The sequence below is a fragment of the Polaromonas sp. genome, assembly GCF_013817205.1.
GTDB lineage: Bacteria > Pseudomonadota > Gammaproteobacteria > Burkholderiales > Burkholderiaceae_C > Polaromonas.
Map to the genome: position 1 here is coordinate 20,789 of NZ_JACDDD010000021.1, position 19,476 is coordinate 40,264.

At 61.0% G+C, this 19,476-nt stretch carries 22 protein-coding genes; 20 read left to right on the top strand and 2 right to left on the bottom strand.

From position 1 onward, the window contains the following. The first annotated feature begins 58 nt into the window (after window positions 1-58). From H0W47_RS06995 to H0W47_RS07010, 4 genes are read left to right on the top strand one after another with little or no spacing between them, the layout of a single operon-like run. Window positions 59-1,078 carry an RluA family pseudouridine synthase gene (locus H0W47_RS06995; RefSeq protein ID WP_296922272.1) on the top strand — a complete coding sequence of 340 codons (1,020 nt, stop codon included), beginning with the start codon at window positions 59-61 and terminating at the stop codon, window positions 1,076-1,078. Continuing rightward, complete coding sequence (locus H0W47_RS07000; RefSeq protein WP_296922275.1) at window positions 1,047-1,718, top strand: HAD family hydrolase; 672 nt, start codon at window positions 1,047-1,049, stop codon at window positions 1,716-1,718. Before H0W47_RS06995 ends, H0W47_RS07000 begins: the two co-directional genes overlap by 32 nt. Next, window positions 1,711-2,097 carry a Rieske 2Fe-2S domain-containing protein gene (locus H0W47_RS07005; protein ID WP_296922277.1) on the top strand — a complete coding sequence of 129 codons (387 nt, stop codon included), beginning with the start codon at window positions 1,711-1,713 and terminating at the stop codon, window positions 2,095-2,097. Before H0W47_RS07000 ends, H0W47_RS07005 begins: the two co-directional genes overlap by 8 nt. A 9-nt stretch (window positions 2,098-2,106) precedes the next feature. Next, a complete protein-coding gene (locus tag H0W47_RS07010) occupies window positions 2,107-3,162 on the top strand; it encodes a S49 family peptidase (protein ID WP_296922280.1) in 1,056 nt (351 codons plus the stop codon). A 63-nt stretch (window positions 3,163-3,225) separates the two neighbouring features. Here the strand turns inward: H0W47_RS07010 and H0W47_RS07015 are convergent, their stop codons facing one another. Together H0W47_RS07015 and H0W47_RS07020 are read right to left on the bottom strand one after the other, a co-directional pair. After that, a complete protein-coding gene (locus H0W47_RS07015) occupies window positions 3,226-3,993 on the bottom strand; it encodes an SAM-dependent methyltransferase (protein ID WP_296922282.1) in 768 nt (255 codons plus the stop codon). Beyond that, the gene (locus tag H0W47_RS07020; RefSeq protein ID WP_296922284.1) at window positions 3,990-4,622 is read right to left on the bottom strand and encodes a Maf family nucleotide pyrophosphatase; all 633 of its coding nucleotides are present in this window, start codon (window positions 4,620-4,622) and stop codon (window positions 3,990-3,992) included. Before H0W47_RS07020 ends, H0W47_RS07015 begins: the two co-directional genes overlap by 4 nt. Window positions 4,623-4,648: 26 nt before the next feature. Between H0W47_RS07020 and H0W47_RS07025 the strand changes: the two genes are divergently transcribed. The 16 genes from H0W47_RS07025 (at window position 4,649) to H0W47_RS07100 (ending at window position 19,464) form a co-directional block, all read left to right on the top strand. Then, complete coding sequence (locus H0W47_RS07025) at window positions 4,649-5,200, top strand: DUF177 domain-containing protein (RefSeq protein WP_296922289.1); 552 nt, start codon at window positions 4,649-4,651, stop codon at window positions 5,198-5,200. 180 nt (window positions 5,201-5,380) lie between these two features. Next, on the top strand, window positions 5,381-5,563 hold the full coding sequence (gene rpmF / locus H0W47_RS07030; protein ID WP_296922292.1) for a 50S ribosomal protein L32: 183 nt from the start codon (window positions 5,381-5,383) through the stop codon (window positions 5,561-5,563). A gap of 85 nt (window positions 5,564-5,648) precedes the next feature. Next, window positions 5,649-6,752 (top strand): phosphate acyltransferase PlsX, encoded by a 1,104-nt coding sequence (gene plsX, locus H0W47_RS07035; RefSeq protein WP_296922295.1) that lies wholly within the window; start codon window positions 5,649-5,651, stop codon window positions 6,750-6,752. Window positions 6,753-6,756: 4 nt separating this feature from the next. After that, window positions 6,757-7,734 (top strand): beta-ketoacyl-ACP synthase III, encoded by a 978-nt coding sequence (locus tag H0W47_RS07040; RefSeq protein WP_296922297.1) that lies wholly within the window; start codon window positions 6,757-6,759, stop codon window positions 7,732-7,734. Window positions 7,735-7,784: 50 nt separating this feature from the next. Beyond that, the gene (gene fabD, locus H0W47_RS07045) at window positions 7,785-8,735 is read left to right on the top strand and encodes an ACP S-malonyltransferase (RefSeq protein WP_296922301.1); all 951 of its coding nucleotides are present in this window, start codon (window positions 7,785-7,787) and stop codon (window positions 8,733-8,735) included. After that, entirely contained in the window at window positions 8,732-9,478 is a 747-nt protein-coding gene (gene fabG, locus H0W47_RS07050) for a 3-oxoacyl-ACP reductase FabG (RefSeq protein WP_296922303.1), read from the top strand. The genes fabD and fabG overlap by 4 nt, the downstream gene beginning before the upstream one ends. A gap of 182 nt (window positions 9,479-9,660) precedes the next feature. Continuing rightward, the gene (gene acpP, locus H0W47_RS07055) at window positions 9,661-9,900 is read left to right on the top strand and encodes an acyl carrier protein (protein ID WP_296922306.1); all 240 of its coding nucleotides are present in this window, start codon (window positions 9,661-9,663) and stop codon (window positions 9,898-9,900) included. Between the two features lie 72 nt (window positions 9,901-9,972). Then, window positions 9,973-11,217 (top strand): beta-ketoacyl-ACP synthase II, encoded by a 1,245-nt coding sequence (gene fabF, locus H0W47_RS07060; RefSeq protein ID WP_296922309.1) that lies wholly within the window; start codon window positions 9,973-9,975, stop codon window positions 11,215-11,217. 54 nt (window positions 11,218-11,271) lie between these two features. Beyond that, entirely contained in the window at window positions 11,272-11,790 is a 519-nt protein-coding gene (locus H0W47_RS07065) for a hypothetical protein (RefSeq protein ID WP_296922312.1), read from the top strand. Continuing rightward, complete coding sequence (rpoE, locus tag H0W47_RS07070) at window positions 11,787-12,422, top strand: RNA polymerase sigma factor RpoE (protein ID WP_296922316.1); 636 nt, start codon at window positions 11,787-11,789, stop codon at window positions 12,420-12,422. Before H0W47_RS07065 ends, rpoE begins: the two co-directional genes overlap by 4 nt. Window positions 12,423-12,480: 58 nt before the next feature. Beyond that, window positions 12,481-13,140 (top strand): sigma-E factor negative regulatory protein, encoded by a 660-nt coding sequence (locus H0W47_RS07075; protein WP_296922319.1) that lies wholly within the window; start codon window positions 12,481-12,483, stop codon window positions 13,138-13,140. Window positions 13,141-13,182: 42 nt separating this feature from the next. Next, the gene (locus H0W47_RS07080) at window positions 13,183-14,193 is read left to right on the top strand and encodes a MucB/RseB C-terminal domain-containing protein (RefSeq protein ID WP_296922321.1); all 1,011 of its coding nucleotides are present in this window, start codon (window positions 13,183-13,185) and stop codon (window positions 14,191-14,193) included. A gap of 99 nt (window positions 14,194-14,292) precedes the next feature. After that, window positions 14,293-15,753, top strand: coding sequence for a DegQ family serine endoprotease (locus tag H0W47_RS07085; RefSeq protein WP_296922324.1), 1,461 nt, complete (start codon window positions 14,293-14,295; stop codon window positions 15,751-15,753). Between the two features lie 546 nt (window positions 15,754-16,299). After that, window positions 16,300-18,111 (top strand): translation elongation factor 4, encoded by a 1,812-nt coding sequence (lepA, locus tag H0W47_RS07090; RefSeq protein WP_296922327.1) that lies wholly within the window; start codon window positions 16,300-16,302, stop codon window positions 18,109-18,111. Between the two features lie 11 nt (window positions 18,112-18,122). Then, complete coding sequence (gene lepB, locus H0W47_RS07095) at window positions 18,123-19,088, top strand: signal peptidase I (RefSeq protein WP_296922330.1); 966 nt, start codon at window positions 18,123-18,125, stop codon at window positions 19,086-19,088. Window positions 19,089-19,122: 34 nt separating this feature from the next. Further along, the gene (locus H0W47_RS07100) at window positions 19,123-19,464 is read left to right on the top strand and encodes a DUF4845 domain-containing protein (protein WP_296922333.1); all 342 of its coding nucleotides are present in this window, start codon (window positions 19,123-19,125) and stop codon (window positions 19,462-19,464) included. Window positions 19,465-19,476 lie beyond the last annotated feature (12 nt).

The following is a 19,476-nucleotide window of genomic DNA, read 5'->3' on the forward strand; positions in this document are numbered from 1 at the left end:
GCGCGCCTTGCCTGCAGCCGAGCCGCAGAACCCAGCGCCTGCGCCTGAAAAGGCCGCCGTGCAAGCCTCATTTGTAACCGTTGACGAAGACTCGGCCGGCCAGCGCCTGGACAATTTCCTCATTCGCCAGCTCAAGGGCGTGCCCAAAACCCATGTCTACCGCATCATTCGCAGTGGCGAGGTGCGCATCAACAAGGGCAGGGTGCAGGCCGACACCCGGATTGAGGCTGGTGATGTGGTGCGCCTGCCGCCGGTGCGGACCTCGGAGCGTGCCGACCAGAAGGCCGAGGCCATGGCGGTCGCGATCGCGCGCCACGGCGCTGCCTCAACCACTGGCGGTTATGCGCCTTCGCGCGAGTTTCCCATCCTGTTCGAGGATGAGCACCTGCTGGCCATCGACAAGCCGGCCGGCGTGGCGGTGCACGGCGGCAGCGGCGTGGCTTTTGGCGTGATCGAGCAGTTGCGCATGGCGCGGCCGGACTGGAACTTCCTCGAACTGGTGCACCGGCTGGACCGCGAAACCAGCGGCATCCTGCTGGTGGCCAAAAAAAGGGTGGCGCTGAAAAACCTGCAAGAGCAGTTTCGCGAGCGCGAAACCGACAAGATTTACCTGGCCATGGTGCAGGGCACCTGGCCGGCCAACAAAAAGGTGCTCGACAAGCCGCTGCAGAAATACCTGCTGCCCGACGGCGAGCGCCGCGTCCAGGTGGTCGGCAAGGACCACCCCGACGGCATGCGCGCCGTGACGCTTGTCAAGGTAAAAGCCGCCGCGCAGGATGGCAGTTTCAGCCTGCTGGAAGTCACCATCAAGACCGGTCGAACGCATCAAATCCGCGTGCACCTGGTCAGCGAAGGCCATCCGATTGCCGGCGACGACAAATACGGTGATTTCGAACTCAACAAGGCGCTGCAAAAAGAAGCGTCCGGCGGTGTGCTGAAACGCATGTTTTTACATGCCTGGCGGTTAAAGTTCACGCATCCTTCCAGCGGCAAACGCATTGAACTGCGGGCCGCGCTTCCCCCTGATCTCGAGAGTTTCACCACCCATGCCGTCTCCCTCCAAGCCGCTGAACTTTGACCTGATCGCCTTCGACTGGGACGGCACGCTGTTCGACTCGACAACCATCATCGTGCGCTGCATTCAGGCCGCGGTGCGCGACGTGGGCGGCACCGTGCCAACCGATGGGGCCGCCGCCTATGTGATCGGGCTGGGCCTGATGCAGGCGCTGGCGCACGCTGCACCCGATGTACCGGAGAGCAAATACCCTGAACTCGGCGCGAGATATCGCCACCATTACATCGCCCACCAGAACGACATCAGCCTGTTTGAGGGCGTGTTGCCCATGCTGGAGGCGCTCAAGGCACGTGGCCACATGCTGGCTGTCGCCACTGGCAAAAGCCGGCATGGCCTCGACGAAGCACTGCAGGCGGTGGAACTCAAGGGCCGGTTTGATGCCTCCCGCACCGCCGACGAAACCGCCGGCAAGCCGCACCCGCGCATGTTGCACGAACTGATGGACCAGTTCGGCGTGACCCCGGCACGCACGCTGATGATTGGCGACACCACCCACGATCTGCAGATGGCCGTCAATGCCGGTTGCGCCAGTGTGGGTGTCAGTTACGGCGCGCATGAATTCGCCGCGTTTGACGCCCTCAGGCCGCGGTTTGTGGCGCATTCGGTGACCGAGTTGAACGACTGGCTGGCGCTCCATGCCTGAAGCCGGTACCGCCGACCAGACCCCGGTGGCGCTGTGCCGCGCCGGTGACCTGGCCGACGGCGGGCAGGCCGTGCCTTTCGACGTGAATTACGCCGGCCAGACCTGCCGCGCTTTCGCGATCCGCTTCGAGGGCCGGCCGCACGCCTACCTGAATCGCTGTACCCATGTGGCCATGGAGCTGGATTGGCAGCCGAACCGGGTGTTCGACGACAGCGGCCAGTGGTTGCTGTGCGCCAGCCACGGCGCGGCCTACCGACCCGACACCGGCGCCTGCAGCGGTGGCCCCTGCCACGGCGGGCTGATCAAAATAGACCTTGTAGAGCGCGATGGACTTGTTTTCTGGCACACATCCTACAAATTGAAGGCAATCGAGTTCTAAACTACCGCTATGAATGATTCAAACCGCAACGACCCGTTCGATCACCCGAATTCTGATCCAAATCGGGCTCCAGCCCACGTCGGATCTGCGTCAGCAGCTCCTGAAAACATAGCAGACCGCAATCGGCTCGATGCTGACCTGAAGCCGGGCTGGGAGCGTGCCACGCTGGAAAAACTGGTATTTGCGTCCCTGAACGAGCAAAAGACAGCACGCCGCTGGAAAACCTTTGTTCGCTTGGCCTGGCTGGCCTTTTTTGTGTTCCTGGTCTGGTTTGTCATGCACCGCAGCGCCGCCACCAGCGTGACCACGCCGCACACCGCTGTGGTGGAGATCAAGGGTGAAATCGCCGCCGGCGCTGACGCCAGTGCCGAGTTTGTCAACGCCGCCTTGCGCGCTGCCTTTGAAGACGAGGGCGCCAAGGCCGTGGTGCTGCTGATCAATTCACCCGGTGGCAGCCCGGTGCAGGCCGGGCTGATGAGCGACGAGATTGTTCGCCTCAAGGCAAAACACAAGAAGCCGGTGTATGCCGTGGTCGAAGAAACCTGCGCTTCCGCCGCCTATTACGTGGCCGCCTCGGCAGACAGGATTTTTGTCGACAAGGCCAGCATCGTTGGCAGCATAGGCGTGCTGATGGACGGTTTTGGTTTCACTGGCCTGATGGACAAGGTAGGCGTGGAGCGCCGACTGCTGACTGCTGGCGCCAACAAGGGCTTCCTGGACCCGTTCAGCCCGCAGACCGAAGAGCAGCGCGCTTATGCGCAAGCCATGCTGAACCAGATTCACCAGCAATTCATCACCGTGGTGAAGGCTGGCCGAGGCAAGCGGCTGAAGGAGACGCCGGAGATGTTCAGCGGTCTGTTCTGGACCGGTCAGCAGGCCGTCGAACTGGGCCTGGCCGACAACCTGGGCTCGCTTGACTATGTGGCGCGGGAAATTGTGAAAACCGAGGAAATCATCGACTACACGCGCCGCGAAAACGTCGCTGAGCGTCTGGCTAAACGCTTCGGTGCCGCAATCGGCGATGGCGCGATTCGCAGCCTCAAGGCGATTCCCTCGATCCGCTGAACGTGATGAGTCCATAAAAAAGCCCGCTGCATGCGGGCTTTTTTTTCGGCTGCGCGCAGGGCTTCAGCGGCCGATGCAGAACACCGTGGGCAAGGCCAGCGGCGCCGCCGGTTTGTCGCGCTTCCAGGCGCTGGCAGGCGCGCTGTGTGACCAGCCCGTGGGCAGGCTCAGGCCGCAGCTCAGGGCCAGCCGGGTGTTGGCTTGCAGCGTTTGCAACAGCGCCTGCAGCAGGGCGGTGTTGCGGTAGGGCGTCTCGATGAAAATCTGGGTCTGGCCGGTTTTCAGCGCCAGCGATTCGAGCTCCCGGATGCGCTGGCTGCGTTCGCCGCCATCCTGCGGCAAATAACCGACAAACGCGAAGTTCTGGCCGTTCAGACCGCTTGCAGCCAGCGCCAGCATGAGCGACATCGGTCCGGCCAGCGGCAGCACCTGGATGCCCAGTTCATGCGCCGCGCGCACCACCGAGGAACCCGGGTCGGCAATTGCCGGCATGCCGGCTTCGCTGACCAGCCCGATGTCGCGGCCCTCCAGTGCAACCTTGAGCAGGGGCTTGGCATCGAAGCCGCCGCCATGATCACCTTTTTTATGCACCTCGCGCGGCAGCTCGGTGATCTGCAGCGCCTGCACCGGTTGCAACAGCGGCTGCACCTCGCCAACGCGTTTGAGATAGGCGCGTGTGCTTTTGGCGTTTTCGCAAATCCAGCAGGGCAGGCTGGCCGCGATCTGCAGCGTGCCCAGCGGGATCACGTCCTGCAAGGGTGCCTGCACCTCGCAGCCAAAGTCCAGCGGCGCCGGGACCAGGTAAAGCCGGCCTTTGGGCGCCGGGCTCATGGCCGGTCTCCCGTCGGACCCAGCAGCGTGATGCCGGCGGCGCGCAGCATGCGGCAGGTGCGTATCAGCGGCAGGCCGACCAGGGCGGTGGGGTCGTCGCTTTCTATCGATTCCAGCAGAGCGATGCCCAGGCCCTCGCTTTTGGCGCTGCCGGCGCAATCGTAGGGCTGCTCGGCGCGCAGGTAGTTTTCAATCTCCTGGTCGTCGAGTTCGCGAAATTTCACGTTCACCGCGGCCAGTTCGACCTGCTCGAAGCCGGTATCGAAGCAAACCACGGCCACGGCGGTCTGGAATATCACGGCCTGGCCGCGCATCTCGCGCAACTGTGAGACGGCGCGTTCGTGGTTGCCCGGCTTGCCCAGTGGCTGGCCGCGCAGGTCGGCGACCTGGTCGGAACCTATTACCACGGCATGCGGAAAGTTAGCGGCCACTGCGCGGGCTTTAGCCAGTGCCAGACGCACTGCCAGTGTGGCAGGGGCTTCGCCGGGCAGCGGCGTTTCGTCCACATCCGGCGATACGACTTCGAAGGGAAGGCCCAGCCGCGACAGCAGTTCATGGCGGTAACGCGAGCTGGAACCCAGAATCAGCGGGCGGGCAGCAGGGGTGGGGTGGTCGGCAGAAGGGCGCATGTGCTGATTCTCTTACACTGCTTGCCATGTCGAAAAACCTCAACGTCCAGCGCCTCAACTTGCCGGCCTTTGCCCAGGCCGGCGAGCCGCTGGTGGAACTTACGCCGCTACAAAATATGGAGCGCCTAGCCCAGGAAATACATGGGCCGGCGCCCGATTTGGTCATCAACTGGCGCGCCAGCGGCGAGCTGCGCGCCCGCACCGGCGCCGAGGACGATGTCTGGGTCCACCTGGAGGCCAGAACCAGCCTGCCGCTGACTTGCCAGCGCTGCATGGGGCCGGTGGCAACGTCGCTGGAAATCGATCAGTGGTACCGGTTTGTGGCTGACGAAGATATCGCCATGGCCGAGGATGACCAATCCGAGGAGGACTTGCTGGTGATGGCGCCTCAGTTTGACTTGCTGGCGGTGGTCGAGGACGAATTGCTGATGGCCTTGCCGCTGGTCCCCATGCACGAAACCTGCCCCGAGACGCCGACGTTCAGCGCCGGCGAGGCCGAGCTGGCGCAGCCAGACGGCGAAGCGCCGGCCAAACCACACCCGTTTGCGGCACTGGCGCAGCTAAAAAGGTCCAAATAGGCGCGCTTGCTTGGCCTATTTTTGGCGAGCCGACGGGCGCCCCGCTGACCGCAGCTTGCCGGGGATTGGACCAGCCAGCCGTATCACGCTATAATCAAAGGCTTCGCGCCGGACCCACAGAACCCACCCAAGGGATCCAGAGCGCAATTACCAACCCTATACCCCCCTCAGGAGCGGATCATGGCCGTCCAGCAGAACAAAAAATCACCTTCCAAGCGCGGCATGCACCGTGCGCACAATGCCCTGACCGTTCCAGGTCTGGCTGTCGAGTCCACCACTGGCGAGATTCACCTGCGCCACCACATCAGCCCCACCGGCTTTTACCGTGGTCGCAAGGTTGTGAAAACAAAATCCGAAGCGTAATTTCGCGCTTCAAGGACTGGCCCGCACGCATACTGCGGGCCATTGTTTTGCTGAATTCCCATTTCCTGACTGCACCGGTTCTGCCATGATCAGGATAGCTGTCGATGCCATGGGCGGCGATTTCGGCCCGACGGTCACGCTGCCGGCGTGCCTGGCCTTTTTGGACAATCATCCCGACGCCGGCATCGTGCTGGTCGGCCAGCCCGATGTGCTCGCCACGCAGGTCTCCTTTCCCCGCATCCAGTCACATCCGCGTTGCCAGGTCCTGGCCGCCTCTGAGGTGGTCACCATGGACGACGCCATTGAGGTGGCCCTGCGCCGCAAAAAGGACTCGTCAATGCGCGTGGCCATCACGCAGGTCAAGGACGGAGTCGCTCAGGCGGCTGTTTCTGCCGGCAATACCGGCGCCCTGATGGCAATTGCGCGTTATGTGCTCAAGACGCTGGAGGGCATAGACCGCCCCGCCATCGCCACCCAACTGCCCAATGCTGCTGGTGGCGCCACCACGGTACTTGACCTGGGCGCCAACATCGACTGCACCGAAGATCACCTGTTCCAGTTTGCGGTCATGGGCTCGGCGCTGGTGTCTGCCATTGCCGACAACCCCAGTCCGACGGTTGGCTTGCTCAACATCGGTGAGGAAGCCATCAAAGGCAGCGAAGTCATCAAGAAAGCGGGTGAATTGCTTCGATCTGCGGCTAAAAGTGGCGATTTGAATTTTCACGGCAATGTCGAAGGCAATGACATTTTCAAGGGTGTTGTGGACATTGTTGTGTGTGATGGCTTTGTCGGAAATGTGGCGCTTAAAACCAGTGAGGGCCTGGCAACGATGATTGGGGGCTTTCTCAAGGCGGAATTTTCTCGCAACATTTTTACCAAAGCTGCTGCCTTCATGGCTTATCCGGTCCTAAAAGCTCTTAAAAATCGCATGGACTATCGTCTATACAACGGCGCGGCATTGTTGGGCCTGCGTGGGCTGGTTTTTAAGAGCCACGGCTCGGCCGATGCCTTTGCTTTTGAGCGGGCCCTGAATCGCGCTTATGATGCAGCTCGCAACAACTTGCTGGAGAGGGTGCAGGAACGCATCGCCCACGCCGCACCCCTGCTGGCCCGAGCGGCCCAGGGGCCAGGGGATGCAACAAGCGCCGAGGCGCTTGCCGCACAAGCTGATCCAGCGCCAGCGCATTAAATTCATGAGCCCCTATTCACGTATCACTGGCACTGGCAGCTACCTGCCGCCGCGCCGTTTGGATAACGCCGAGCTGGCTGTCGAGCTGGCCGCCAAAGGTGTGGAAACCTCGGATGAATGGATTGTGGAGCGCACCGGCATACGGGCCCGCCACTTCGCAGCGCCCGAGGTCTGCAGCAGCGATCTGGGGCTTGAAGCGGCCAGAAATGCCCTGCAAGCGGCCGGCCTGCAAGCCAGCGACATCGACCTGATCATTGTGGCCACCTCGACACCGGACATGGTGTTTCCGTCGGCCGCCTGCATCCTGCAGCACAAGCTCGGCATCGCCGGCTGCCCGGCATTCGATGTGCAGGCGGTCTGCAGCGGTTTTGTGTATGCGCTGACCGTGGCTGATGCCATGATCAAGACCGGCTCCGCCACCAAGGCGCTGGTCATTGGCGCCGAGGTGTTTTCGCGCATTCTCGATTTTTCGGACCGCACCACCTGCGTGTTGTTCGGTGACGGCGCCGGTGCCGTGGTGCTGGAAGCTTCTGACACCCCGGGCATCCTAGCGACCGACCTGCATGCCGATGGCAAACACGTCGGCATTCTGTGTGTGCCCGGCACAGTCGCTGGCGGTCAGGTGCTGGGCGACCCGCTGCTCAAGATGGATGGCCAGGCGGTGTTCAAACTGGCGGTGGGCGTGCTGGAGGCTGCGGCGCGCACCACCCTGGCCAAGGCCGGCCTGCAGGACACCGACATCGACTGGCTGATCCCGCACCAGGCCAATATCCGCATCATGCACAGCACCGCCAGGAAGCTGAAGCTGCCGCTGGACAAATTGATCGTCACGGTGGACCAGCACGGCAACACCTCGGCGGCGTCGATTCCGCTGGCGCTGGACGTTGCAGTGCGCAGCGGCAAGATCAAAAAAGGCGACACCCTGATGCTCGAAGGTGTCGGTGGCGGCTTTACTTGGGGCGCGGTGCTCCTGAATTTATAGCTGTAAACGCCCGCCCGGTAAGGGTTGGAGGCCATTTTGATTAGTATTTCATGAAACCTTTTGCTTTTGTCTTTCCCGGCCAGGGTTCGCAGTCTGTGGGCATGCTGGACGCCTGGGGCGATCACCCGGCAGTGCGTGAGACCCTGAGCGAAGCCTCGGACGCGCTGGGCGAAGATCTTGGTCAATTGATCAGGGAGGGTCCCAAGGAAGCGCTGGGCCTGACCACCAACACACAGCCGGTGATGCTGGTGGCTGGCGTGGCCGCTTACCGCGCCTGGATGGCCGAGACCGGCGCCGCACCAGCGGTGGTGGCTGGCCACTCACTCGGTGAATATTCTGCGCTGGTAGCGTCCGGTGTGCTGAGTCTGGCGCAGGCGGCGCCGCTGGTGCGCTTTCGGGCGCAGGCCATGCAGGACGCGGTGCCGGTCGGCGTAGGCGCGATGGCCGCCATTCTCGGCATGGAAGCGTCCCGGGTCATTGAAGGTTGCGCCGAGGCGCTGCGTGGCTTTGGACCAGGCAGCGCTGAAGTGGTGGAGGCCGTCAATTTCAACGACCCCCTGCAGACCGTGATTGCCGGAAGCAAGGCTGCGGTCGAAAAAGCCTGCGAGGTGCTCAAGGCCAACGGCGCCAAACGCGCCTTGTCGCTGCCGGTGTCGGCGCCGTTCCACTCCAGCCTGATGAAGCCGGCTGCCGACAAGCTTAAGCAAAAACTCGCGGCGACCGTGTTTGCGGCGCCGCTGATCCCGGTGATCAATAACATTGATGTTGCCGTCGAAACCGATCCGGACCGCATTCGCGCAGCGCTTTACGCGCAGGCCTTTGGCCCGGTGCGCTGGGTGGAATGTGTGCAGGCGATCAAGGCGCGCGGCATCAGCACCGTGGTCGAATGCGGGCCCGGCAAGGTGCTTGCCGGCATGGTCAAACGTATTGATGCGGAGATGACGGGCGTGGCCCTGTTCGATCCGGAGAGCCTGAAGCAGGCGAAGGAGGCACTGGCATGAGCGATGTCAAATTTGAAGGTCAGGTCGCGCTGGTCACTGGCGCCTCGCGTGGCATTGGCGCGGCGATCGCGCTGGAACTGGCGCAGCGGGGGCTGAAGGTCACAGGCACGGCCACCACGGACGAAGGCGCGGCAAAGATCAGCCAGGCGCTCGCGGACTTTCCCGGTTGTACTGGCAAAAACCTCAATGTGAATGACGCGGCGGCCGCCGAAGCGCTGATCGATGCGATCGTGAAAGAGCATGGCGGCCTGCAGGTGTTGGTCAACAACGCCGGCATCACGCGCGACATGCTGGCCATGCGCCTGAAGGACGATGACTGGGATGCGGTGCTCGACACCAACCTCAAGGCGGTGTTCCGCATGAGCCGCGCCGTGATGCGCACCATGATGAAGCAGCGGTACGGCCGCATCGTCAGCATCACCTCTGTGGTCGGCGCGTCCGGCAATGCCGGTCAGGCCAATTACGCAGCGGCCAAGGCTGGCGTGGCTGGCATGACACGCGCGCTGGCGCGCGAACTCGGCAGCCGCAACATCACCGTCAACTGTGTGGCGCCCGGATTTATTGAAACCGACATGACGGCTGGTCTGCCCGAAGAGCAGCAAAAAGCCCTGCTGGGACAGATTCCGCTGGGCCACTTGGGCAAGCCCCAGGATATTGCGCATGCGGTGGCGTTTGTCGCCTGCCCGCAGGCCGGCTACATCACCGGGCAGGAAATCCACGTCAACGGCGGTATGTATATGTGAGGACTCGTCCGGCAGTTGCCGGCAGGCCCGGGGGATCACCAGGATCATGAATAATCGGGTGACGCAGGCCGCAGGCAACTGGCGGAGTACAAGCCGGGTTTTATCCGTCCGGCTGGCGGGTTGGGGAATCACTCCCAACAACGCTAAAATCACGGATTAACTTACAACCCTCAGAGGGACTTATGAGCGATATCGAATCACGTGTTAAGAAAATCATTGCCGAGCAACTTGGCGTGGAAGAAAGCCAGGTCACCAACGAAAAAGCCTTTGTGGCCGATCTGGGCGCTGACTCGCTTGACACCGTCGAACTGGTGATGGCTCTGGAAGATGAATTTGGCATCGAGATCCCAGACGAAGACGCCGAAAAAATCACGACCGTCCAGAACGCGATCGATTACGCGAATACCCATCAAAAAGCCTGAAGGCTCCGGTCTTTTCTCATCCCGCCGGGAAAGCCGCGTCCGGCTTTCCCGGGACTTCTACAGGATTTGTGCATGAGCCGTCGTCGCGTTGTTGTGACAGGTCTGGGGTGTGTCAGCCCAGTGGGTAACACCGTGGCCGACTCGTGGGCCAACCTGCTGGCGGGCCAGTCGGGCATTGACCTGATCACCCAATTTGATGCAAGCAGTTATGCCTGCAAATTTGCCGGTGAGGTCAAAGGCTTCAATATCACGGATTACATCCCTGAAAAAGAAGCGCGGCACATGGACCGCTTCATCCATCTGGGCCTGGCGGCTGCCTGCCAGGCGGTGGTCGACAGCGGCTTGCCGACGGGCGACGCGCTTGGCGACGAGTTGGCAACGCGCATCGGCTGCAACATCGGTTCGGGCATAGGCGGTTTGCCCATGATCGAGCAGACGCACACCGAACTGACCAACCGCGGTCCGCGCCGTATTTCACCTTTTTTCGTGCCGGCTTCGATCATCAACATGATCTCCGGCCATGTCTCGATCAAGTACGGGTTCAAGGGTCCGAATATTGCCGTTGTGACCGCCTGCACCACCGGCCTGCATGCCATTGGCCTGTCGGCGCGCATGATCGAATATGGTGATTGCGATGTCATGATTGCCGGCGGCGCCGAAGCCACGGTGTCGCCTCTCGGGGTGGGCGGGTTCACCGCTGCCCGGGCCATGTCAACCCGCAACGATGATCCCAAGACGGCTTCGCGTCCCTGGGACAAAGACCGTGACGGCTTCGTGTTGGGGGAGGGCGCGGGCGTGCTTGTGCTCGAGGAATACGAACATGCCAAGGCGCGAGGTGCGAAGATTTATGCGGAACTGTCGGGCTTCGGCATGAGCGGGGATGCCTATCACATCACCTCGCCCGATGTCGACGGCCCGCGGCGCTCCATGAATATGGCGCTTGCAAGTGCCGGCGTCAACGCTGACGCCGTGCAGTATGTCAACGCCCATGGCACCTCCACACCGCTGGGAGACCTGAATGAGACCAACGCCATCAAGCTGGCGTTTGGTGAACATGCGAAGAAGCTGGTGGTCAGCTCAACCAAGTCCATGACCGGCCACCTGCTGGGTGGCGCTGGCGGCATCGAGTCAGTGTTCACCGTGCTGGCGCTGCATCATCAGAAAATCCCGCCAACCATCAACATCTTCAATCAGGACCCCGAGTGCGACCTGGACTACTGTGCCAACACGGCGCGTGATGCCAGCATTGAGGTGGCCGTCAAAAATAATTTTGGTTTCGGCGGCACCAATGGCACGCTGGTGTTCAAGCGGGTTTGAAAACCCTTTTTTTCACCCCTTCAGCATTCAGCGCCATCACTTCGCGCCCCCTCCATGCATAACGCCCCGCCGGTTGTCTATCCGCTGGGGCGTTCGCATTTTCAGGGACTTGTCCTGGCGGTCCTTTGGCTGGTCGGGGTGGGGGTGACGGCCGGCTGGTGGCTGGCCGCCCCCGGTTTCGACTGGCGCATCGGTACGGCGGCGACCGCGGCGGTGTTTGCCGGCATGGCGGCCTGGCTGGGCTGGCGAAGCGCGCCGGTGGGGCAGTTGCACTGGGACGGTCAGGTCTGGCGCTGGGAAAGCCCCGGCTATCAGGCCGGTACCCCGGTGCTGGCCCTGGCGGTGGCGCTTGATCTGCAGCGTATCCTGCTGATCCGGCTCGATAACCATGACCATGCCAGCATGTGGCTGTGGGCCCATCGATCGGCCTTCCCCGAACGCTGGCTGGATTTGCGGCGTGCTGTATATTCGCGGCGCAGGGCACGGCCTGCCGGCGTGTCACCCGAGATGTCCATCCCCGTTGTCGCAGCGGATTTTCCTGCTGAAATCGATCCGCCACGTCCTTATTCATGAGCGCCGACATCCCTCCCTCAGCACCAGTGACCGCCAGCGACAGCGATGCCATGCTGGTCGAGCGCACGGTGGCGGGCGACCAGAAGGCGTTTGAACTGCTGGTCATCAAATACCAGCGCCGCATCCAGCGCCTGATCGGCCGCATGGTGCGCGACGTGGACCTGGTGGAAGACATCGCCCAGGAAACCTTTATCCGCGCCTACCGCGCGCTGGCCCAGTTCCGGGGCGAGGCGCAGTTCTATACCTGGCTGTACCGGATTGCCGTCAACACTGCCAAAAAGGCCTTGATGGACCTCAAGCGCAATCCGACGGTCTCGGAAAATTCGTTCAAATCCGGCGATGACGATGAAACTTCCCCGCTGGAAAACGAACTAACCAGTTCGGAAACCCCGGATGCCGTGCTGGCCAGCAAGGAAATCGCCCAGATGGTCAATGCGGCCATGGATGCCTTGCCTGAGGAACTGCGTCAGGCCATCAGCTTGCGGGAAATTGAAGGCCTGAGTTATGAAGAGATCGCAGAAGTGATGAACTGCCCAATAGGCACTGTGCGATCACGGATTTTCAGGGCCAGGGAAGCGATCTCCGCAAAGATCAAACCCCTGCTTGAAAACCAGTCCGGCAAGCGCTGGTAGACGGCGCTGAGGACCCAGAGCAAACAGCAGATGATTGACCTGCACACGCAAGCTGCCCATGAACACCATGACACCGACACCAACACCGCAAAACCTTGAACTGATTTCTGCCCTCGCTGACGGCCAGGTGGCCAGCGACGAGTTTGCTGCTGTGCTCGCGATCTGCGAGGCCGATGAGCAGGCACTGGCGAGCTGGAATGCCTACCACCTGATTGGTGATGTACTTCGCTCGCCTGGCCTGGCGCCGCCGGTGGCGGAGGCAGCCTTTCTGAGCCGTCTTCGCACGAAACTGGCGCAGGAGCCGGCCATGGATGCGCGCCCGGCCGTGAGCGCTGTCTCCGCCGTCCTGCCTGCAAAACCCGCAGGATTGTCAGATACCCGTCGCGAGGCGTCCAACGACAGCAGTTTTCGCTGGAAGCTGGTAGCTGGTTTCGTGTCGGTGGCAGCAGTGGTGGCCGTGGCCTGGAACGTCGGCTCCGGTCTGCTGGCGCCGTCCGCTGCGCCTCAACTGGCACGGTCCGCTGTGCCCGAGCCGGCCCGTCCGGAAGCGCAGCAGCAGGTGCTGGTGCTGTCAGCGCAGGGCCCGGTGGTGCGTGACGCGCGGCTCCAGGAGCTGCTTGCGGAACACAAGCAGTTTGGCGGCACCTCGGCCCTGCAGATGCCCTCGGGTTTTCTGCGCAATGCAACGTTCGAACCCCTGCCGGGCGCGCGGCGCTAGGCGCTTGCGCTGCGCAACATCCCTCACCGATAGCTTTTAGCCATGAATTTCAAGCTTTTTCGCCTGCTGACCCTTGTCGGTTGTGCGCTGTCCGCTACAAATTACGTAGCAGCCCAGGCGCCAGCACCGGTGGCCCCGGCACAGGCTGCAGAGTCGAAAAACATCAACGAGTGGTTGATGCGCATGCATGAGGCTTCGAGGAACCGTTCTTATATCGGCACCTTCGTGGTTTCCTCAGGCGGTGTGATGTCCAGCGCCAAGATCTGGCATGTGTGCGATGGCAAGCAGCAGATCGAGCGTGTTGATACCCTGACGGGACCACGGCGCTCGACCTTCCGCCATAACGACCAGGTGGTGACCTTCCTGCCCGAGCAAAACCTGGTGCGCACTGAAAAGCGCGAGTCACTCGGCCTGTTTCCGGCGCTGCTGCAGTCCACCAGCAGCCACATCGGCGATTTCTACCAGGCCACGCAGGAGGGCCGTGAGCGGGTGGCTGGTGTCGATGCCGACGTGATCGCACTCATGCCCAAAGACGGCATGCGTTTCGGCTACCGCGTCTGGGCCGAGCAGAAGAAGGGGCTGGTCGTCAAGTTGCAGACCCTGGACGCCGATGGCAAGGTGCTGGAGCAGGCGGCTTTCTCGGAGCTTCAAATCGATGCGCCCGTCAAGATTGAAAAGCTCGCGCAGATGATGAACAAGGTCGACGGCTACCGGGTCGAAAAATCAGGTCTGGTCAAGACCACCGCCAGCGCGGAAGGCTGGGCCCTCAAAAGGCCGGTGCCGGGCTTTCAGCCCATGAGTTGCCACAAGCGCCCGCGTGCGACGCCGGCTGGCGACGAGCCGATGCAGTGGGTGTTTTCGGACGGGCTCGCGTCGGTCTCGATTTTTGTGGAGTCGTTTGATGCCCAGCGCCATGGCAAGGAATCCCGGATGACCATGGGTGCGACCCAATCCCTGACCCGGCGTGTCGATGCCTGGTGGCTGACGGTGATTGGTGAGGTCCCCATGGCCACGCTGGGCCTGTTCGCAGATGGTCTTGAACGCAGGAAATAACGTCTTATGTCCCGGGGAGTGGCAGGCGCTTTGGTGTGCTGCCGTTGCGGCTTGTTGAAGTGGAACCCTGCTTTACGCCCATTCTTTTTTTAAAGGCTGATGATGCATAAATTGAACTGGAAACAATGCCGAGCCTATGTGGGAGCTGCTGCACTGGCGCTGGGAACCACCCTGAGCCTGATGCCAGCCGCGCCAGTGATGGCGCAGGTGCGCAGCCTGCCGGACTTCACTGATCTGGTGGAAACCGTCGGACCGTCCGTGGTCAACATCCGTACGGTCGAAAAGGTCAAGCCCGGCGCTGCCGGCAATGCCGACGAGCAGATGCTCGAATTTTTCCGGCGTTTCGGCATCCCGGTGCCGCCCAACATGCCGCGCGCCCCGCGCCCGGACCGTTCGCAGCCCGACGAAGACCAGCCGCGCGGCGTCGGTTCGGGCTTCATCCTGACATCGGACGGGCTGGTGATGACCAATGCCCATGTGGTGGAGGGCGCCGATGAGGTGCTGGTCACCCTGACCGACAAGCGCGAGTTCAAGGCCAGGATCATCGGCAGCGACAAACGGACCGACGTGGCGGTAGTCAAGATTGAGGCGACCGGATTGCCGGCAGTGAAAATCGGCGACATCAGCCGCCTCAAGGTCGGCGAATGGGTGATGGCCATTGGCTCGCCTTTCGGCCTCGAAAACACCGTGACGGCCGGCATCGTCAGCGCCAAGCAGCGCGACACCGGCGATTACCTGCCCTTCATCCAGACCGATGTCGCCATCAACCCCGGCAACTCGGGCGGCCCGCTGATTAACATGCGCGGCGAGGTGGTGGGCATCAACAGCCAGATTTATTCCCGCTCCGGTGGATTCCAGGGCATTTCTTTTGCCATCCCCATCGATGAGGCCACCCGCGTGGCCGACCAGTTGCGCAGTACCGGTCGGGTCACGCGCGGGAAAATCGGCGTGCAGATTGACCAGGTAAGCAAGGATGTGGCCGAGTCAATTGGGCTGGGCAAGCCTCAAGGCGCGCTGGTGCGCGGTGTCGAGGCAGGCTCGCCCGCCGAAAAAGGCGGAGTCGAAGCCGGCGACATCATCACCAAGTTCGAAGGCAAGACCATTGACAAGGCGATGGATCTACCTCGGATGGTCGGCAACGTGAAGCCTGGCACCAAAGCCACCGTGACCGTTTTCAGGCGCGGGAGCACACGCGACCTGAGCGTCGTCATCGGCGAAGTCGAGGCAGAAAAACCGGTTCGCAGGTCGCAGGCGCCCGAGGCCAAACCGCCGATGGCTGGTCCCGCACAAGCCATGGGACTGATGGTCAGTGAATTGCCCGACGCACTCAAGAAAGAGCTCAAACTCAAGGGCGGCGTCAAGGTCGATGCCAGCGAGGGCGCTGCCGCTCGTGCCGGGCTGCGCGAAGGCGACGTGATCCTGGCCATTGCCAACACCGAGATCAGCAACGTGAAAGACTTCGAGACCGCGTTGGCCAAAAATGAAAAAGGCAAAGCCATCAATGTGCTGTTCCGGCGCAGCGAGTGGACGCAATACGCCCTGATTCGCCCCACGCGATAACCACCAAGCTTGTTTGCACTGGGCCGCCATGCCCTGCTCCCCAGCCCCCATACCCTGTCAGGGGTTGGGGTTTTGTCTGGAAGCTGCGCTTTTTTCACCCGAAAAAATATTTTTTTATTTTCTCGCGCTCCAAAAAAGTTTGCGGTTGCTAACATTTAAATCGGACTAAGGACCAGTTTGAGTAGAATAGAGGCAAGATTTGGCCGAATTTCAATATATAGATGCCAAAAAAAACCTGCTCCTGGCACGAATTCACTCCATACACTGCTGATCCACAGATCACCCACAAGTTGTCCAGAGCCTTCCTGCTAAAAATGTTAATAAGTTGTGCATAAGTTTCATGTTGCAGCCCTGCAACGAGATGAATTTGGCAATTTCGAAGCTATGCGTCGCGGGCTTTTTGCCTACAATGAAGCTTCCAACTATCGCAGTTGCCATAGATTGTTGGTTCAGGGCGCGTCACAAGTGACGCGCCCTTTTTTATGTCTTTGGCGAATGTGCCTCGCGCTCTTCGCAATACTTTCAAGCACTTAGGCGTTCCCGTTGATGAATCACATCAGAAATTTTTCGATCATTGCGCACATTGATCACGGCAAGTCCACGCTCGCTGACCGAATCATCCAGCGTTGCGGTGGTTTGCAGGACCGCGAGATGAGTGCTCAGGTGCTCGATTCCATGGATCTGGAAAAGGAGCGTGGGATAACCATCAAGGCGCAGACCGCTGCGCTCAAATACAAGGCACTCGACGGCCAGATTTACAACCTCAACCTGATCGACACGCCGGGCCATGTCGACTTCTCTTATGAAGTCAGTCGTTCACTGTCGGCCTGTGAGGGCGCACTGCTGGTGGTAGACGCAAGCCAGGGCGTCGAAGCGCAGACGGTGGCCAACTGCTACACCGCACTCGACCTCGGCGTGACCGTTGTGCCGGTGCTCAACAAGATGGATTTGCCGCAGGCCGATCCAGATAACGCGAAGCAGGAAATCGAAGAGGTCATCGGTATTGATGCCACCGATGCGATCCCCTGCAGCGCCAAGACCGGCATGGGCATCGACGAAATCCTGGAAGCGGTCATTGCCAGAATACCGCCGCCCCGTGGCAATCCAGACGGCCCGCTACGCGCGATGATTGTCGACAGCTGGTATGACGCCTATGTCGGCGTGGTCATGCTGGTGCGCGTGGTGGACGGCAGGCTGGCCAAAGGCGAGCGCATCAAGCTCATGGCCAGCGAAGCGACCTACAACGCAGATCAGCTAGGCGTTTTTACGCCGCATACCGAGCCCCGCAATTCATTGGAGGCCGGTGAGGTGGGCTTCATCATTGCAGGCATCAAGGAGCTGCAGGCGGCCCGGGTGGGTGACACCGTCACTCTAATCAAGCCAGGCACAGGCGGCGCGGCCGCGACGGCCACCGAGGCCCTGCCGGGTTTCAAGGAAATCCAGCCCCAGGTATTTGCCGGCCTGTACCCGACCGAAGCCAGCGAGTACGACTCCTTGCGCGACGCGCTGGAAAAACTCAAGCTCAACGACGCCTCCCTGCACTACGAGCCGGAAGTCAGCCAGGCGCTGGGCTTTGGTTTTCGTTGTGGTTTCCTGGGCCTGCTGCACATGGAAATCGTCCAGCAGCGGCTTGAACGCGAGTTCGACCAGGACCTGATCACCACCGCGCCCAGCGTGGTTTATGAAGTGCTACAGACCGACGGCACGGTCATCATGGTCGAGAACCCTTCGAAGATTCCCGACGGCGGCAAGGTCAACGAGATCCGCGAGCCGATCGTGACCGTGCATCTTTACATGCCGCAGGACTATGTGGGTGCCGTGATGACGCTGGCCAACGTCAAGCGTGGCGTCCAGCTCAACATGGCCTACCACGGCAAGCAGGTCATGCTGACCTATGAAATGCCGCTGGGCGAGATCGTGCTGGATTTCTTCGACAAGCTCAAGTCGGTCTCGCGCGGTTACGCCTCCATGGACTACGAGTTCAAGGAGTTCCGGGCGTCCGACGTGGTCAAGGTGGATATCCTGCTCAACGGCGAGAAGGTCGACGCCCTGTCCATCATTGTTCACCGCAGCCAGTCGGCCTACCGCGGCCGGGCGGTGGTGGGCAAGATGCGCGAGATCATTTCGCGACAGCAGTTCGACGTGGCAATCCAGGCCGCCATCGGGGCCAACATCATTGCGCGTGAGACAATCAAGGCGCTACGTAAAAACGTGATTGCCAAGTGTTATGGCGGCGATATTTCCCGCAAGAAAAAGCTTCTTGAAAAACAGAAAGCCGGCAAGAAACGCATGAAACAAATCGGTTCGGTTGAAGTGCCCCAAGAGGCTTTCCTGGCCATCCTGCAGGTAGAAGAATAATGTCTGGTTTTATGAGTTCACTGACCGCAGTGGTGCTGGCTGTGTTTGTCGGTTACGGCGCTGCCTGGTATTTCGGCGTCGTCGAAGGCAATTTTGCGTTGCTGCTGTTCCTGGCCACCGTGGTCACCGGGCTGTACTGGCTGGCCGAGAAATTCTATTTCTGGCCGCAGCGCCGCAAGGCTGCGGCCGCTCTTCAGGTGCAGGCCACACAGCGCCGCGCCGAGCTTGCCGCCCAGGGCATCACCCAGGTCGACAATCACACCGCCGAAGCTCACAACCGGTTGCTGATGCAGCCCTGGTGGCTGGACTGGACCGCCGGCCTGTTTCCGGTGATTGTGGTGGTTTTCCTGCTGCGTTCGTTCCTGTTCGAACCGTTCAAAATCCCCTCCGGCTCCATGATCCCGACGCTGCTGATCGGTGACCTGATTCTTGTCAATAAATTCCACTACGGTGTGCGCCTGCCCGTGATCAATACCAAGATCCTGGACAACAACATTCCGCAGCGTGGCGACGTGATGGTGTTTCGCTACCCGCCCAAACCCAGCCTGGACTACATCAAACGGGTGGTGGGCGTGCCCGGCGACGAAGTGGCCTACCTGAACAAGAAACTCACCGTCAATGGCAAACCGGTTCCCAAAGTGCCGCTGGCCGATTTTTTTGATGAAGACGCGCTGCGTTACGCCAAGCAGTTTCAGGAGACCAGCAGCAGCAAGACCTACCGCCTGCTCAATGATGTGGACCGTCCGTCGTTCATCGCGGGGGCAGACGACTTCCCTTACCGGCAGAATTGCCGTTACAGTAGCGAGGGCGTGGTTTGCAAGGTGCCCGAGGGGCAATACTTCATGATGGGCGACAACCGTGACAACTCGCTGGATTCTCGTTATTGGGGGTTCGTTCCCGAAAAGAACATCGTGGGCAAGGCCTTCTTGGTTTGGATGAATTTTGGTAGTCTGAAGCGGATTGGCAAAATTGACTAGCCGGCTGCACAACAACACTGGAGCGGAGAAACACATGAACAAACAACAACGTGGCATTTCTATCATCGGCGTCCTGTTTGTGGTCGGCGTACTGGCATTTGCCGGTTTGATTGGCGCCCAGGCTTTTCCCACCGTGGTGGAGTTTCAGGCCATCACCAAGGCCGCCACCAAAGCCAAGGAAGGCGCTTCGGTCCCGGAGGTCCGTAGCATTTTCGACAAGGCTGCGCAGATCGACGACATCAAGTCAATCACTGGAAAAGACCTTGAAATCACCAAGGAAGGTGACAAAACCGTTGTCAGCTTTGCCTATAACAAGGAAATCCATATCGCGGGACCTGCTTTCCTGCTGATCAAGTACGCCGGCCGTTCCAAGTAAGTGCGTGCCAGT

Excerpts from the sequence above, each read along its gene's own strand:
- H0W47_RS07010 (WP_296922280.1), top strand. The coding sequence starts at position 2,107 with ATGAATGATTCAAACCGCAACGACCCGTTCGATCACCCGAATTCTGAT.
- lepA (WP_296922327.1), top strand. The coding sequence starts at position 16,300 with ATGAATCACATCAGAAATTTTTCGATCATTGCGCACATTGATCACGGC.
- rpoE (WP_296922316.1), top strand. The coding sequence starts at position 11,787 with ATGAGCGCCGACATCCCTCCCTCAGCACCAGTGACCGCCAGCGACAGC.
- H0W47_RS07080 (WP_296922321.1), top strand. The coding sequence starts at position 13,183 with ATGAATTTCAAGCTTTTTCGCCTGCTGACCCTTGTCGGTTGTGCGCTG.
- H0W47_RS07040 (WP_296922297.1), top strand. The coding sequence starts at position 6,757 with ATGAGCCCCTATTCACGTATCACTGGCACTGGCAGCTACCTGCCGCCG.
- H0W47_RS07065 (WP_296922312.1), top strand. The coding sequence starts at position 11,272 with ATGCATAACGCCCCGCCGGTTGTCTATCCGCTGGGGCGTTCGCATTTT.
- H0W47_RS07075 (WP_296922319.1), top strand. The coding sequence starts at position 12,481 with ATGAACACCATGACACCGACACCAACACCGCAAAACCTTGAACTGATT.
- rpmF (WP_296922292.1), top strand. The coding sequence starts at position 5,381 with ATGGCCGTCCAGCAGAACAAAAAATCACCTTCCAAGCGCGGCATGCAC.
- H0W47_RS07020 (WP_296922284.1), bottom strand. The coding sequence starts at position 4,622 with ATGCGCCCTTCTGCCGACCACCCCACCCCTGCTGCCCGCCCGCTGATT.
- fabF (WP_296922309.1), top strand. The coding sequence starts at position 9,973 with ATGAGCCGTCGTCGCGTTGTTGTGACAGGTCTGGGGTGTGTCAGCCCA.
- plsX (WP_296922295.1), top strand. The coding sequence starts at position 5,649 with ATGATCAGGATAGCTGTCGATGCCATGGGCGGCGATTTCGGCCCGACG.
- lepB (WP_296922330.1), top strand. The coding sequence starts at position 18,123 with ATGAGTTCACTGACCGCAGTGGTGCTGGCTGTGTTTGTCGGTTACGGC.
- H0W47_RS07015 (WP_296922282.1), bottom strand. The coding sequence starts at position 3,993 with ATGAGCCCGGCGCCCAAAGGCCGGCTTTACCTGGTCCCGGCGCCGCTG.
- H0W47_RS07100 (WP_296922333.1), top strand. The coding sequence starts at position 19,123 with ATGAACAAACAACAACGTGGCATTTCTATCATCGGCGTCCTGTTTGTG.
- fabG (WP_296922303.1), top strand. The coding sequence starts at position 8,732 with ATGAGCGATGTCAAATTTGAAGGTCAGGTCGCGCTGGTCACTGGCGCC.
- H0W47_RS07005 (WP_296922277.1), top strand. The coding sequence starts at position 1,711 with ATGCCTGAAGCCGGTACCGCCGACCAGACCCCGGTGGCGCTGTGCCGC.
- H0W47_RS07025 (WP_296922289.1), top strand. The coding sequence starts at position 4,649 with ATGTCGAAAAACCTCAACGTCCAGCGCCTCAACTTGCCGGCCTTTGCC.
- H0W47_RS07085 (WP_296922324.1), top strand. The coding sequence starts at position 14,293 with ATGATGCATAAATTGAACTGGAAACAATGCCGAGCCTATGTGGGAGCT.
- fabD (WP_296922301.1), top strand. The coding sequence starts at position 7,785 with ATGAAACCTTTTGCTTTTGTCTTTCCCGGCCAGGGTTCGCAGTCTGTG.
- H0W47_RS07000 (WP_296922275.1), top strand. The coding sequence starts at position 1,047 with ATGCCGTCTCCCTCCAAGCCGCTGAACTTTGACCTGATCGCCTTCGAC.
- acpP (WP_296922306.1), top strand. The coding sequence starts at position 9,661 with ATGAGCGATATCGAATCACGTGTTAAGAAAATCATTGCCGAGCAACTT.